The organism is Paenibacillus mobilis, assembly GCF_058267595.1.
In genome coordinates, this window is record NZ_JBZCMS010000003.1 from 1 (window position 1) to 12,710 (window position 12,710).

The window sequence follows — 12,710 nt, forward strand, 5'->3', positions numbered from 1 at the left end:
TACGTGTTACTCACCCGTCCGCCGCTAAGTTAATCGGGAGCAAGCTCCCGATTAACTCCGCTCGACTTGCATGTATTAGGCACGCCGCCAGCGTTCGTCCTGAGCCAGGATCAAACTCTCCATAAAAGATGGAAGGTTCCTGCCACCCGAAGGCGGTAGGTTTTCCATTTAAAAGTGTTTGTTTAGCTCATTTTGAATCTGACGAGATCGGAGCGAATTTCAAATCGATATGGATTTGAAATTCGTCCCCAATGTATCTCATTTATTTCTCACTCGTTGTTCAGTTTTCAAAGATCAAACTTTTCATTTCGTTAACAACTTGTCGCTGTCAACTTTTATATCATACCATGTCAGAAGCAGCTTTGCAAGCTTTTTTAAAAGTTTCTTTGTTTCCATTTGATTTGGACAAACAGAAACGCTGCAAAACAGGTATCTACTAATATACCTTATTTTGCAGCGCAGGTCAATTCTAATTTATAATCTCCACAATATAGAGATTGTGGTTCTGAGCCAAATTCAAAATTTGCCCTTTTACGGATACCATAGGGCGTGTTGGATGGGTGCGATCTGTAAATACGATATCCCCGATCTCATTCGTATTCAAACGAACACGGGTGCCATTGTGAAGCTGGGTTACTCTTCCGATAAAGGTTTGGACAATGGCTGGATCCAATTTGCCAAAAGCTTCGGATTGGATTTCCTCTAATACGAGATAAGGAGACTGTGCTTTTCTATACCGTTTCTTCAGCGTCATGGCGTGGAAAATATCGGCTACCGCTACAATCTTGGCGTAGACGTGAATCTTATCGCCCGTCAGGCGCAGCGGGTAGCCGGAGCCGTCGATTTTTTCATGATGCTGAAGGGCTGCAAGGCGTACACCCTCGTTAAGTGCTGTAATATTGCGCAGCATTTGGTACCCGTAGGTCGTATGCATCCGCACTTCCTCTAATTCTTCGGTATTCAGGCTAGACGGGTTATATAAAATATCCGGATCGACCTTCGCATTCCCGATATCATGCAGCAGACCGGCCAAAGCCACTTGTACCCAGTCCTTTTGCGGAAGACCATGCCACTGGGCAAGACAATAGCAAGTTAAAGAAGATAAAATGCCGTTATGATACATGTAGTCATATTCATTCATGTTCCTCGGAATAAAAGTGAGGATATTGTAATTCTTCAGCATGCCCAAGAGGGTTTCCAACTGGCTGCGGAGATCAAACACAGGTACTTTTGAAGCCAGCACAGATTGAAAAGAGCTTTTTACCAGGTTAAGCATTCGATCGTATTCCGTTTGAAACTGATCATTGATCACCCTTCTGGTTTCGGTAGGGGCCGGCTGTGCAGCAGGAGGATTTTTAGAAATAGAGTCCTTATCCTTTGATACAGGGGGTGGAGCATTTAAGCTGGCATTCCCCTCAATGTCGACCTCCTGGATCATAAAAGCCTGAAGGACGTCCAGATCTCTGGGAAGCAGCACTTTCCCCTTCGGAAGCAGCATCCCGCCGAGCATCGTATGTACGGGACTGGCAATTCTAAATCCGGGTTTCAGATTGCTTACAGCTATAATCCCCATTTCTTCTACCCCTCACTGTCTGTCTAAAAATTAAAACGCCTAAATGAAATGCTGCCGTCCATCGCTAAAAAACGATCTCTCAACTGTCAGACTAATTATATACGCGTTTAAAGATAGGAACAATCTCCCTTTTTAAACTTTAAAAAATGAGAAAAAAGTTTATAGGAAAATAAAAAGCGGACCTTCTGACTAGAAGGCCCGCTTGGGACATTTTTCATATACCTAAAGCTTATTCTTCGTCCGAGTCTCCCGCCGGATTTTCCATCTCAGGAGCTGCGATTTCATCGGTTCCCGCCGCATCCAGAAGTTCCTCTTCCGGTGTCAGCGTTTCGCCGTCTTCTAACAATTCCTCCAAGTCCTCGTTGGACTCTTCGGTTTTATCGGTACGGCAAACGGTAGCCACGGAATCCTCGTCACGGATATTGATCAGCTTCACGCCCTGAGCATAACGTCCCATCGTGCTGATGCCCGCCATGCTAGTCCGGATCAAGGTGCCGCTGCTGGTAATGATCATCAGGTCCTCATCGTCTTTAACGACTTTGAGACCAATTACCGTACCGTTCTTTTCGGTTACGTTAATCGTTTTGATCCCTTTACCGCCACGGGTCTGCACACGGTACTCGTCAACCGGCGTACGTTTGCCGTAGCCTTTTGTCGTTACGATCAGCACATCTTGGCCCGGTACAATAACGTCCATCCCGATGACGACATCATCCGAATCCAGATTGATCCCTTTAACCCCGGTTGCGGAACGGCCCATGGAGCGTACGTCGTTCTCAAGGAAGCGGATCGACATGCCCTGAGCGGTGCCCAGGATAACCTCTTCGTTGCCGTCCGTCATTTTCACGTCGATCAGACGATCATCTTCGCGCAGGTTAATGGCGATCAGCCCGCCCTTACGAATGTTGACGTAATCCTCGAGAGGCGTCTTCTTGACGATCCCTTGCTGGGTGGCGAAGAACAGCAGTTTGTCCGTCTCCGACGGTACCACCGGAATAACGGCGTTTACCGTCTCTCCCTGTTCAATTTGAATCAGGTTGATGATCGGCGTTCCCCTTGCCGTACGGCCAAGCTCAGGAATCTCATAGGCTTTGATCCGGTAGGCCTTACCTCTGTCCGTGAAGAACATCAGGAAGTTGTGGGAGTTGGTTACGAACAGATGCTCAACAAAGTCGTTATCCTTCGTATCCATGCCTACGACGCCGCGGCCGCCGCGCTTCTGACTGCGGTAAGTGGTAACAGGCAGCCGTTTGATATAGCCGGTGTGCGTAATGGTAATGACGACCTCTTCCTGAGGAATCAGGTCTTCATCCAAAATGCTCTCTTCACCGACCGTAATTTCAGTCCGGCGCTCGTCTGCGAATTTCTCCTTAATCTCCTGCAGCTCTTGGCTGATGATGTTCAGAACAAGCGCTTCGCTGGCCAAAATCTCTTTGTATTCGGCGATTTTCTGAACCAGCTCGTTATATTCGTTCTCAATCTTGTCGCGTTCCAAACCGGTCAAGCGGCGCAGACGCATATCCAGGATGGCCTGGGCCTGCTCAAAGCTGAGCCCGAAACGGCTCATCAGTCCTTCGCGCGCTTGTTCATCCGAACTGGAGGAACGGATCAAGGCGATGACTTCGTCAATATGATCCAAGGCGATACGCAAGCCTTCAAGGATATGGGCCCTCGCCTCAGCCTTGCGAAGATCAAACTCCGTCCGCCGGCGGATGACTTCGATCTGGTGAATGATATAGTATTTCAAAACTTCGTGCAAAGTCAGGATCCGCGGCTCGTTATTTACGATCGCAAGCATGTTGATTCCAAACGTGGACTGCATGGCCGTATGTTTGTACAGGTTGTTCAGCACCACATTCGGGTTCACGTCCCGGCGAAGTTCAATCACGATACGCATACCGTTGCGGTCCGATTCATCCCGCAAATCCGTAATGCCTTCGATCCGCTTCTCTCTGACCAGCTCGGCGATCTTCTCTACCAGTCTTGCTTTAATTACCTGATAAGGGAGCTCATGGACAATAATCCGGGCTTTATTATTATTCTCTTCGATTGTGGCCTTGGCTCTCATCGTCACCGAACCGCGTCCGGTAGAGTAAGCCTGTCTAATTCCTTCACGGCCCAAAATGTAACCCGAGGTCGGGAAGTCGGGACCCTTGATATATTCCATCAGCTCCAGGGAGGTCAGCTCAGGGTTCTCAATCAAAGCTTGTACACCGTCAATAACTTCACCCAGGTTATGAGGAGGGATATTGGTCGCCATCCCTACCGCGATCCCGGAAACCCCGTTGACCAGCAGGTTAGGGTAACGAGCCGGCAAAACAACCGGTTCCTGTTCCTCACCGTCATAGTTAGGCGCAAAATCAACGGTTTCTTTATTCAGGTCGCGCAGCATTTCCATCGCAATCTTGGAGAGTCTGGCTTCCGTATACCGCATCGCTGCCGCAAAGTCGCCGTCAATCGAACCGAAGTTGCCGTGGCCGTCGATCAGCATGTTGCGCATGGAGAAATCCTGCGCCATACGGACCATCGTTTCATATACGGCAGAGTCGCCATGCGGATGGTACTTACCGATGACTTCGCCGACGATTCTGGCCGATTTCTTATACGGCTTATCCGGGGACATGCCCAGTTCCGACATCGCATACAAAATACGGCGATGCACGGGTTTAAGTCCGTCCCGGACGTCCGGCAAAGCCCGGCTGACAATGATGCTCATTGCGTAATCCATAAAGGACTCGCGCATCTCCTGACCGATATCACGATCTACAATTCGCGAGAATTTTTCTTCCGCCATGCTGTGCCTCCTTCAATTTACCAGTGTACATCTATGAGAAAAGCCGCAAAAGCAGCCCGCGGAAGCGAAATCGAAACCGTGCCTTCTGCCGTTCATTCCGATTGTCTGCGGGTACTCAAAAATGTATAAAAAGGCCGTAATCCTCTATAAACGCTAATAATTATTATATTACTTTCACAAAACAAGCACAATTAAACATTCGCCAAACGCCTTCTTTTATGGGCTCGAAAAACAAAAAAATAGGGAAATGTCCAGTCCTGCGGCTTTCCGGCATCATACACTGACCCTATATAGGTCAATCTCCTAGGATTCCTTATTTTTCAAAGAAGTTAGAAAATCACCATATCTTATAATTATATCATTGTTTGTCCCTTCTGTCCTGTTTTTCGGCGTTATAGCAATCGTTAGCGGCTTTTTCAGCCCGTTTAGAAAGGAATGAAGCAGCTTTGTCGATCCAACGCGTTTCGAGCAAATGGGAAAAAACGAAAGTATTGATGAAAAACAATTGGCTAAGCGGTTATATCCCCGAGACCCGTCCGTTTACGACGGAGCAGCTGGAGGCCATGCTCAATCTATATAACTTTGTGTTCGTTAAACCTGATAAAGGCACTTACGGAAACGGAGTTATGAGCATAGAGCGTTATCAGGAGGAGCCTTTAATCCCGGAGTCGCCATGGCTGTATAAACTTCGGTACGGGATTGAGAGCCGGATTTATAGTTCACTGAGCGAACTGAATGAACTGCTCGCAGAACGGATGAACGGGAAACTTTATTTGGTACAGCGCGGTATCCAGTTGCTGACCTACGATCGGAACAAGTTTGACCTGCGAGTCCTCGTGCAGAAGAACTTAAGAGGCGCCTGGGAAACAACGGGTTTTATCGGCCGGGTGGCCGGACAGCAAAAAATCATTACGAATCATCACAGCGGGGGCCAAATCCAGCTCATTGAAGAGCTGTTTAAGTGTTACCTCGATTCAAAAGGTCTGGCTGCGTTAATCAGGGAGCTGAGAATACTGGGGGAAAAAGTAGGCAGCCAGCTGGAGAAAAAATATCCCCGGTTAAAAGAGATCGGCCTCGACATTGCCGTAGACGCGGATTTCCGCCCTTGGCTGCTGGAGGTTAATACCCTGCCCGCCTTGTTCCCCTTCAAGCTGCTGACCGATAAAACCGTTTACGTAAAAATCCGCAAATATGCCCAGGCGTACGGACGTTTGAGCAAAAAGAAAACCTCTTAGAATAAGCCCCTAACCGTCCAACCTCTTGGTCCGATTAGAGTCATTTAGCCATTTGGCACAAAAAAAGACCAGGTACAGCCCGTACCCGGTCTTCTTGTATTCCGTTTAGATATCCAAATTTCTAACGTATTTGGCATGTTCTTGGATGAAATCGCGGCGCGGCTCTACATTGTCGCCCATCAGCTTGTCGAACAAGGCATCCGCCTGAATCGCATCGGAGATGGAGACCTGCTGCATGGTCCGGGATTCCGGATCCATGGTCGTTTCCCAAAGCTGCTCCGGATTCATCTCGCCCAGACCTTTATAGCGCTGGACGTTCAATTTCACGCCTTCGCCAAACTCGGCGATAATTTCGTCGCGCTCCTTCTCGGAGCCCGCATAACGGATAACCTTGTTCCGCTCGATCTTGAAGAGCGGCGGCTGCGCAATGTACACAAAACCCGCTTCGATAATCGGCCGCATGAAGCGGAAGAAGAAGGTCAGCAGCAGCGTACGGATGTGCGCGCCGTCGACGTCTGCATCGGTCATGATGATAACCTTATGGTAGCGGGCCTTCGAGATGTCCAGCTCTTCGCCGATCCCTGTGCCGAGCGCCGTAATGATGGCGCGGATTTCGGCATTGCCCAGGATTCGGTCGAGACGGGACTTCTCGACGTTCAGGATTTTACCGCGCAGCGGCAAAATCGCCTGGAAGTGCCGGTCGCGGCCCTGTTTGGCCGAACCGCCGGCGGAGTCGCCTTCGACGATATAAAGCTCACTGATCGACGCGTCTTTGGAGGAACAGTCGGCCAGCTTGCCCGGCAGGCTGCTTACCTCCAGCGCGCTCTTGCGGCGAGTGAGCTCGCGCGCTTTACGGGCCGCCTCGCGGGCGCGGGAGGCCTGGAGCGCTTTTTCAAGCACCCGTTTGGCCGTGGCCGGATTCTCATCCATAAATTCCTGCAGCTTCTCCGAGAATAAGGACTCTACAATCCCGCGGACTTCGCTGTTGCCGAGTTTGGTCTTCGTTTGCCCTTCGAACTGAGGCTCCGGAATTTTCACGGAAATAATCGCCGTCAAACCTTCGCGCACGTCATCGCCGGACAGGTTGGATCCGCTGTCCTTGATCGCGCTTGTTTTGCGGGCATAGTCGTTAATGATCCGGGTCAACGCGCTCTTGAAGCCGGATTCGTGGGAACCGCCCTCATGCGTGTTGATGTTGTTCGCAAAGGAGTGAATGTTCTCCGTGTAGCTATCGTTGTACTGCAGCGCGATTTCGACCGCGATCATGTCGCGGGAACCCTCTACATAGATCGGCTCCTCATTGAGAACTTCACGGTTCTGGTTCAAAAACTTAACGTATTCAATGATCCCGCCTTCGTAGTGGAAGGAGTCGGACTGGCCGGTTCGCTCGTCGTGCAGCGTAATATTGATCCCTTTGTTCAGGAAGGCCAGCTCGCGGATCCGCGTCTGCAAAGTGGTATAGTCAAAAACCGTAGTTTCGGTAAAAATTTCGGGATCCGGCTTGAACGTAGTTTTCGTACCGGTAGTTTCGCTTGTACCGATCACTCTGATGTCGTACTGCGGGGCACCGCGGTGATATTCCTGCTGATAAACTTGGCCGTCGCGTTTGATTTCAACGATGACCGATTCGGAAAGGGCGTTTACAACGGAAACCCCTACCCCGTGCAGACCGCCGGATACTTTATATCCGCCGCCGCCGAACTTGCCGCCCGCATGCAAAACCGTCATGACGACTTCCAGAGTCGATTTCTTCAGTTTCGGATGTTCACCGACCGGGATTCCCCGCCCGTTGTCAATCACGGTGACGCTGTTATCCTGATGGACGATAACATCGATCTTGTCGGCAAAACCGGCGAGCGCTTCATCGATGCTGTTATCCACGACTTCCCAGACCAAATGATGCAGCCCTTTGACGCTGGTTGAACCGATGTACATCCCCGGCCGTTTTCGTACGGCCTCCAATCCTTCCAGCACCTGTATCTGACTTTCATCATACGATTGTTGTTCGTTGATAGACATGCCTTCACCTACTTCTATAAATTAGAATGCCCCCGTCCCCAAGGACGGAGTCGCATTAAGGATCAATCCCGTTCGCGAAAAAAGAAGCGGAAAGTCCAAAAAAGACTCTTTTACAGTTCCTGATAAGTGCCGCATCTCTTCTTCAGCGTTGACGAAGAAATAGGCGAGTAATAAACCGTATGCTCGGTAACGACGATCGATTTGGCTTCTTCGTCGCTGATCTGCACCATCTTTTTAGATTCGAGCATATGGGCCACGAACTGCTTCGAAACTTTGGAAGATTTCTCGATCGATATATCAAAAATGGCTACCAGTTCCCTGGAAGATACCACTTTCTCACCGCCCAGGTGAATGTACAACTTGTCCGCCCCCGCTTCTAGGACATCACTTGTCCGTTTTGAACATGAAAAATGCTGGCGTCCTTCAGCTTGGCGGCATTGATGCTCTCCATGCCTGTAGCGGTGATGAACGTCTGCACTTTGCTCTGGAATGTTTCAATCAGTTGGGTTTGACGATAAGGATCCAGTTCGGACAACACGTCATCGAGCAGCAAAACCGGGTATTCCCCGATTTCCTGGTGAATCAGTTCGATTTCCGCCAGCTTCAGCGAAAGCGCCGTCGTCCGCTGCTGTCCCTGCGAGCCGAACACCTGCGCTTCCTTGCCGTTGATGTGAAACGCAATGTCGTCCCGGTGAGGCCCGGCCAGCGTCATGCCCCGCCTTATTTCCTGATCCTTCAATTGTGATAACTTTATCATAAATTGCTGCAATAAGACAGCTTCATCTTCCTCATCGGCATCGCCAAAGGATGGCAAATACGTCAATTCGAGGTTTTCATTCCCGTTGGTGATGCCCAAATGGATGTCTGCTGCCCAACGTTGCAGTTTTCTTATAAATTGTTTCCTTCTCTTGATGATTTTAACACCATGTTCTGCCAATTGTTCATTCCAGACCTCCAGCATGACCAGCGTTTCCGGGCCGGCCTGGTAAGCCGTCTTCAGCAGATTGTTGCGCTGTACGAGCACCTTTTGGTACTGCTGCAGGTGATAGAGATAACTCGGCATGACCTGGCCGATCTCCATATCCAAAAAACGCCTGCGAATACCCGGCGTCCCCTTAACGATTTCCAGATCCTCCGGAGCAAACATGACTACGTTCAGCGTACCTACAAAATCGCTCAGCTTCCGCTGCTCCAGGCCGTTAAGCTTGGCTTTTTTCCCTTGCGGAGACAACCTCAGCTCCAGGTTAACCGCCCCATATTTGCGTTCAATGAGCGCAGCAAGCACCGCTGCGTCCGCCTGAAAGGAGATCAGCTCCTTGTCTTTGGACGTGCGGTGCGATTTGGTCAACGCCAGCATCAGAATCGCTTCCAGCAGGTTCGTTTTGCCCTGGGCATTATTGCCGAGCAGCAGATTGACGCTGCCGAAAGCTTCCAGCTTCAGCTCTTCATAGTTGCGGTAATGTTGCAAGCTTAAATTTTTGACAAACATGCAGCGGTTCCTCCTACTCTTCAAGCATCCGGAAGGTTTTTCCCCACCGAACCGCGTTAGAGGCATTCACTCTGCAGCAACCTCAAAGGAACCCTCGCCTTCGACCTCAACCTTGTCCCCGGGATACAGCTTACGGCCGCGCCGGTTTTCCGGTTCTCCATTCACTTTTACCTGATCCTCCTGCAGCAGGGCTTTCGCCATGCCTCCGGTCGGCACGCAGTCCGACAGCTTCAGGAATTGGTCCAGCTTGATATATTCGCTGTGGATTTTAACTTGTTTCATCGTTTTCACTTATCCTTTCGGATGACTTAGTTCGTGGTCCGGTAAGGGAGGATCAGATAGAGGCTGCGGCTTTCATCCGTCGGCTTCACGATGATCGGGCTCATGGCGCCGGTAAAGCCGATATGCAGCTGCTCGCTTTCCACCACTTTCAGGACGTCCAGCATATATTTTGAGTTAAAAGAGATTTTAAGCGGATCCCCGGTAAATTCGACCACGTCCAGCTGCTCGGTTACTTTGCCGAGTTCCGAGGAGCTGGAGGAAATTTCAATCGTTCCGTCCTCAAGCGTCTGCAGTTTGACGATATTCGTTTTCTCTTCGCGGGACAGCAAATAAGCACGGTCGATTGAATCGCTTAATTTTTTTGTATCCACAACCAGTTCTGTTTTGTAGTGCGACGGAATAATCTTGGAGGTATCGGGATAAGTTCCGTCCAGGATGCGGGAGTAGAAAAGCACGCGGTCAATTTTGAACAGCACTTGGTTATCGGCCACAACGACGTCGACCATCGTGTTCTGGTCCGGAATGATTTTGCTCAGCTCGTTCAGCGTTTTGCCGGAAATGACGATGTTGCTGAACCGGATGCCTTCCGCATTGTCGATCGGAGCCGTACGGCTGGCCAAACGGTGGCGGTCGGTTGCCACAAATTTGAACAAGTTGTCGCTCAGGTTCCACAAAACCCCCGTCAAAATCGGCGTGGTTTCATGGGTGGAAATGGAGAACACGGTTTGTTTGATCATATTGCGGAGCAAATCTCCCGGCAGGGAAATGACCTGATCTTCTTCAATCGTCGGCAGAACAGGGAACTCCTCCGGATCAAGGCCCACCATTTGGATATCCGTTGAGCCGGAGCGGATGAAGGTTTGAAAACCCTCTTTGACCTCCATCTCAATTTCGGAAGAAGGCAGCTTCTTGATGATCTCGACGAAAAATTTAGCCGGAAGAACTACGCTGCCCGGACGTTCAACCTGAACGATCTGCTTGTTGTTATCTTCCTGCGGAATAAAAGCCTGAATGGAAATATCGGTATCGCTGGCCGTCAGCGTTAGTCCCTGAAAGTTCACTTCAAGTTTGATCCCCGTCAAAATCGGAATGGTTGTACGGCTGGAGATCGCTTTGGATACATGCTGGATCGATTCGTTCAGTTCATTTTTCAAAATCCGGATTTTCATAACGTCACTCCTAATCGGTTTGTTAAACTGCCGGCGGCAGCGGCTCTTCCTCTTTTTTTTTCGAAATCGGCGAAGCCGGGTTTAGGTTTTCTCTTTTTTTCGAAGCGGCCGCAAGGCTGCTGTCTTTTGAAGTTATTAATCTTTTAAAAAATAGTAGTAATAGCAGTAGGGGCACTGAATATGTGGATAAGCCCACTAACAATATAAAATCAAGCCTATCCACATGTGCATAGCTTGTGCATAGGCTTTGGAGCATTGGACGAGTTATTCAGTTGTGCATAATTCTAAGCCGTTGTATTTTTAATTTTCTCTGTGATGTTATTGACGATTTTAAACAGTTCCTGATCGTTCTTCATCTGCTGCGAAATTTTCTCGTGGGCATGGATGACCGTCGTATGGTCCCGGCCCCCGAACGCTTCCCCGATCTTAGGCAGGGAATAATCCGTCAGCTCTCTGGACAGATACATGGCAATCTGCCGCGGGAAGGCAATCGCTTTGGTCCGTTTCCGCGCCTTGAAATCCTCAAGCCTCAGGTTGTAATATTCGCCCACCTTTTGCTGGATATCCTGAATCGTGATCATTTTCGGACGGCTGGAAGGGATGATATCCTTCAGCGCTTCGGCTGCCAGGTGTGTAGTCACATCCTGGTTGATCAGCGAAGAATAAGCCACCACCCGGATCAGAGCGCCTTCGAGCTCCCGGATGTTCGTATCGATTTGATTCGCAATATACATCATGGCTTCGTTCGGGATATCCAGGTTCTCGGCACGGGCTTTTTTGCGCAAAATCGCGATCCGCGTCTCCAAATCAGGCGGCTGAATATCCGTAATCAATCCCCACTCAAACCGTGATCTGAGCCGTTCCTCCAGCGTCGGAATTTCCTTTGGCGGCCGATCACTGGAAATGATGATCTGCTTCCGTTCCTCGTGCAACGCATTAAACGTATGGAAAAATTCCTCCTGCGTCGATTCCTTGCCCGCCAAAAACTGAATATCGTCGATCAGCAGAATGTCGATGTTCCGGTATTTGTTCCGGAAGCTTTCCCCGCGGTTATCCCGAATGGCGTTGATGAACTCGTTCGTGAACTTTTCGGAGGAAATATAAACGACTTTGCTGTTTGGCGAATGCTCCAGAATATAGTGGCCGATGGCATGCATCAGATGCGTTTTGCCTAATCCTACGCCGCCATACAAAAACAGCGGGTTATAGGCGCGCGCAGGCGCTTCGGCAACGGCCAGGGAGGCGGCGTGCGCAAAACGGTTGCCCGATCCGATGACAAAGGTATCAAACGTATATTTGGGATTCAGCATATTAGAGATCGGCTCGTCCGACACCACAACCGGCTGCGTTTGAGGCTGCGGAGCGGTCTGCTCGGCTTGCTTGTTCTCTTCGATTTCAAAAGTCACATCCACCTGCTGGCCGATCACTTCGAAAATGGTGGAAGCCACAAGTTTGGTATACCGGCTCTCCAGCCATTCAACGGCAAAAGTAGTCGGCGCCGAGATCACAACGGAACGATCGGTGATCGATACGGGTTTGGTGGCTTTAAACCAGGTATCAAAGCTGGGTTTGCTCAGTTTGGTTTGGATGATGGATAGGATTTGCTGCCATAATTCAGAGGTATGGCTGTCCACAGACTGTCACTCCTTTATAACACTTACAATTGTGGCTTAAGCCATAAAATAGCTCCTTCTCGAGAGCGGAATCTCCGTTGGTTCCTGGGCCTACAGGTCAAGACGTGGCGAAGATGGAGAGTGGGAACTGCAAGAAAAAGTCGAAAAAACAGAAAAAAACAGAAATAAAGGGGAATCTTATCCCCAGTACTCGTGTTCATGAAATTAAATTGAATGAGGATAAAATGAAATTGTTCACAATTTTATCCACAGGCTGTTGATAATCTTCGAGGGTTTAAAAGATATTCACACCGAAAAGCAATCTAATCATAGCAAAAGAAGGCTTATATTTCAATGAGTCGGCGGAATTTATCCACAAATTCAATAACTTGTGCATAATAATGCTCCACACCACTACATATTGTTTATAATTTGTTTAGTTTTCGACATAAAGCGGTATTTGCCAGCAAATCTTATGCACAGTTTATGAAGAATGCCCTGAAATTGGCGATTAAAGTTATTCACTGCTGTTTTAT

General features: G+C 49.3%; 9 protein-coding genes and 1 rRNA gene. 1 reads left to right on the plus strand and 9 read right to left on the minus strand.

The genetic code is table 11. The features are described 5' to 3' along the window. From AC3ZPD_RS06345 to gyrA, 3 genes are all read right to left on the minus strand, one after another. Positions 1 to 126, minus strand: a 16S ribosomal RNA gene (locus tag AC3ZPD_RS06345); the annotation flags it as partial. A 343-nt stretch (positions 127 to 469) separates the two neighbouring features. After that, the gene (locus tag AC3ZPD_RS06350) at positions 470 to 1,573 is read right to left on the minus strand and encodes an HD-GYP domain-containing protein (protein WP_490983443.1); all 1,104 of its coding nucleotides are present in this window, start codon (positions 1,571 to 1,573) and stop codon (positions 470 to 472) included. Between the two features lie 229 nt (positions 1,574 to 1,802). Further along, positions 1,803 to 4,367, minus strand: a complete 2,565-nt coding sequence (gene gyrA, locus AC3ZPD_RS06355; protein ID WP_490983444.1) for a DNA gyrase subunit A — start codon at positions 4,365 to 4,367, stop codon at positions 1,803 to 1,805. Positions 4,368 to 4,813: 446 nt separating this feature from the next. Between gyrA and AC3ZPD_RS06360 the strand changes: the two genes are divergently transcribed. Beyond that, positions 4,814 to 5,602 (plus strand): YheC/YheD family protein, encoded by a 789-nt coding sequence (locus AC3ZPD_RS06360; protein WP_490983445.1) that lies wholly within the window; start codon positions 4,814 to 4,816, stop codon positions 5,600 to 5,602. Between the two features lie 105 nt (positions 5,603 to 5,707). Here the strand turns inward: AC3ZPD_RS06360 and gyrB are convergent, their stop codons facing one another. From gyrB to dnaA, 6 genes are all read right to left on the minus strand, one after another. After that, complete coding sequence (gene gyrB / locus AC3ZPD_RS06365; protein WP_490983446.1) at positions 5,708 to 7,621, minus strand: DNA topoisomerase (ATP-hydrolyzing) subunit B; 1,914 nt, start codon at positions 7,619 to 7,621, stop codon at positions 5,708 to 5,710. 110 nt (positions 7,622 to 7,731) lie between these two features. Further along, on the minus strand, positions 7,732 to 7,980 hold the full coding sequence (remB, locus tag AC3ZPD_RS06370; protein WP_490983447.1) for an extracellular matrix regulator RemB: 249 nt from the start codon (positions 7,978 to 7,980) through the stop codon (positions 7,732 to 7,734). A 17-nt stretch (positions 7,981 to 7,997) separates the two neighbouring features. Then, a complete protein-coding gene (gene recF, locus AC3ZPD_RS06375) occupies positions 7,998 to 9,110 on the minus strand; it encodes a DNA replication/repair protein RecF (protein ID WP_490983448.1) in 1,113 nt (370 codons plus the stop codon). Between the two features lie 66 nt (positions 9,111 to 9,176). Further along, entirely contained in the window at positions 9,177 to 9,392 is a 216-nt protein-coding gene (gene yaaA / locus AC3ZPD_RS06380; RefSeq protein ID WP_490983449.1) for a S4 domain-containing protein YaaA, read from the minus strand. A gap of 26 nt (positions 9,393 to 9,418) precedes the next feature. Continuing rightward, complete coding sequence (gene dnaN, locus AC3ZPD_RS06385) at positions 9,419 to 10,561, minus strand: DNA polymerase III subunit beta (RefSeq protein WP_490983450.1); 1,143 nt, start codon at positions 10,559 to 10,561, stop codon at positions 9,419 to 9,421. Between the two features lie 284 nt (positions 10,562 to 10,845). Beyond that, complete coding sequence (gene dnaA, locus AC3ZPD_RS06390) at positions 10,846 to 12,195, minus strand: chromosomal replication initiator protein DnaA (protein WP_490983451.1); 1,350 nt, start codon at positions 12,193 to 12,195, stop codon at positions 10,846 to 10,848. Positions 12,196 to 12,710 lie beyond the last annotated feature (515 nt).